The sequence below is a fragment of the Micromonospora sp. DT4 genome (genome assembly GCF_049841675.1).
Lineage (GTDB): Bacteria > Actinomycetota > Actinomycetes > Mycobacteriales > Micromonosporaceae > Micromonospora.
This window is the reverse complement of the sequence record NZ_JBNCKT010000256.1, coordinates 1-2,068: the sequence shown is the minus strand read 5'-3', so window position 1 is coordinate 2,068 and position 2,068 is coordinate 1. Positions and strand designations below refer to the sequence as shown.

The following is a 2,068-nucleotide window of genomic DNA, read 5'->3' as shown; positions in this document are numbered from 1 at the left end:
AGACTCAAGATCACGCGGTGGCCGTCCTGTTCCCGCCCGCCTCAGCCATGATCACGAAGTACGGCTGCCGTACTAGGAGGCCGGACCGTCCGGGTCGGCCGACTGCGCCCGGTCGTAGAACCAGATCAGGTGGTCCACCAGCGCCTCTCGGGCATCGGCGTCAGCGAGGACCTCCAGTGGGAAGTGCGGCCGGAGCGCGAGCTTGGCGGCGGCGATCTTGACCCCGGGTAGCTGGTTGAGCCGTCGGCGCAGCTCGTCCCGTAGGTCGACGTGGTCAAAGGGGGGACGAATGCCCAGGTGCTGGAAGACCACCTCGACCTTGCCGCGCGGGTAGATCACCATCGGCCAGATGTTGCCGAGTTCGTGCTCCTTACCGCGGGCCATCAGGAAGCACGACGTCTCCGCGCCGCCACCGTAGAGCAGGGTGCCACCCATCGTGGTCCAGGCATCGAGCACGACGTGGGTGGCCGTGGCGACCGCAGCCCCCTGTAGCGCGGTCACCTGCTCGACGAACCGCTCGGCGTCGCTGCGGTCGTCACCCCGCCCACGCCGTCGGGCCGGCCGTTCAGGCAACTCCTCCGGGGTCACGCCGGCGAGCTGGGCCAGCTCCTCGGTGCCGATGCGCTGTGCCTGGTCGGCGCGGCCGTACTGGTCGAAGGCGATCCCGTCGGCCCGCAGCAGGTCGCGCGCGTCGTCGGTGCGGCCCGGGTCCGGCCACCGGAAGCCAGCCGAAACGGTCCCCTCGGCCTGCAACACCCGGTGAGCGTTGGGCACCGGGTGGTTCGCAAGGCGGGCACCGACCGGCACCGGGTGGCTACCGATGAGGGCGGCCAGGTCGCCGTACGTGGTCCAGGAGCCGGCGGGAAGCTCGGCGAGGGCCTTGTTCATCACGTCCCAGGGCACCACAGCCTGGTCGGCCTGCTGTTCTGTCGGGCCAGGCCAGAGCGTGACGATCCGGTCGGCGAGAGCGTCAGCGCGAGCGTGAATCTCGGTACGTCCCCACCGGTTCTGGTCGGCGATCTCCCGGTTGAGCCGCAGGCCGCTCTTGCCCAGCTGGACCCGTTTGACCGGGAAGGGGCTGTTGCTCAACTCAGAGTTGTATCCCGTCAGGGTCAGGTTTCCCAGCGTGTGAACCAGTGCCTCGTGTGCCTCACCGAAGTCCTCGTCAGACGCGAGGTCGGCGGCAAGCATCTGTCGCCACTCGGTGGTGGGGCTCTGCGGCAGCACATGTTCGATGGTCAACGACTCCAGGGCCACCGGTTCTTTGCTGCCGTAAGACTCCTCCAGCCAGCGCAGCACCAGGTTCTGCTGCTGGCGGCGGCCGTTGAGGTAGAACGGGATGGACCGCACCGCCGCCCGGACGGCGGCATCCGTGCCATAGTGCTTGCGGCCGGCTGACAGGTACGCCCACACTGCCTCGTCCACTGGCAGGTTCTGGTCCATCTCGGTGACCACGGCGAGCATGATCCGGTTGATGTTGGCGCTGGATCGGCCGACGAGCATCCGCCGCACGAAGAAGCTCTCGACGTACCGCACCGCCGAGGCGATCTGCGCCGAGGTCGCGCTGCCCTGCTCGCGGCGGTGCAGCAGGTGCAGCAGGAGCGGGTAGACGGTCGTCGTGCCCCAGTCACTGAGTCGCTGAAGTCGCCGCCGTACCTCCGGGTCCTGCTCTTCGGTGGGGTGCAGGACGACCCGCAGCAGGCCACCGAGGCGGGCGAAGCGTCCCACCTCGGCCTCGATCTCGGCCTCGGCGCGCAACTGCTCCAGCCGGGTCTGCTGAGCAGCGTAAACGTCGCTCTGTTTGACCCGCTGGTCTTGGTGCACCAGGTCGAGCCAAAAGAGCAACTCCAGCTCCGGCGAGGTCAATTGGCGCTGCAGCGGCAGCCAGCGCGATTGGTACACGGCCTCACCCCGGGTGGGCAGCCGCATGAACAGGTAGTTGCGCAGCAGGTCGGCCTGGGTCAGCTTGAGTCCGGTGTTATTGGCCCGTGACCCAAATGGTTTGTGATCGTTTGGGGTGTATGGGCGTTACGGTGCGGGACGCGCGTCGGCTTTCCCCTGTGGCGCA

General features: G+C 68.1%; 1 protein-coding gene. It reads right to left on the bottom strand.

The genetic code is table 11. The annotated features are described in order from the left end of the window. Positions 1–72: 72 nt before the first annotated feature. Positions 73–1,902, bottom strand: a complete 1,830-nt coding sequence (locus tag ACLQ24_RS29405; RefSeq protein ID WP_425894994.1) for a GmrSD restriction endonuclease domain-containing protein — start codon at positions 1,900–1,902, stop codon at positions 73–75. Positions 1,903–2,068 lie beyond the last annotated feature (166 nt).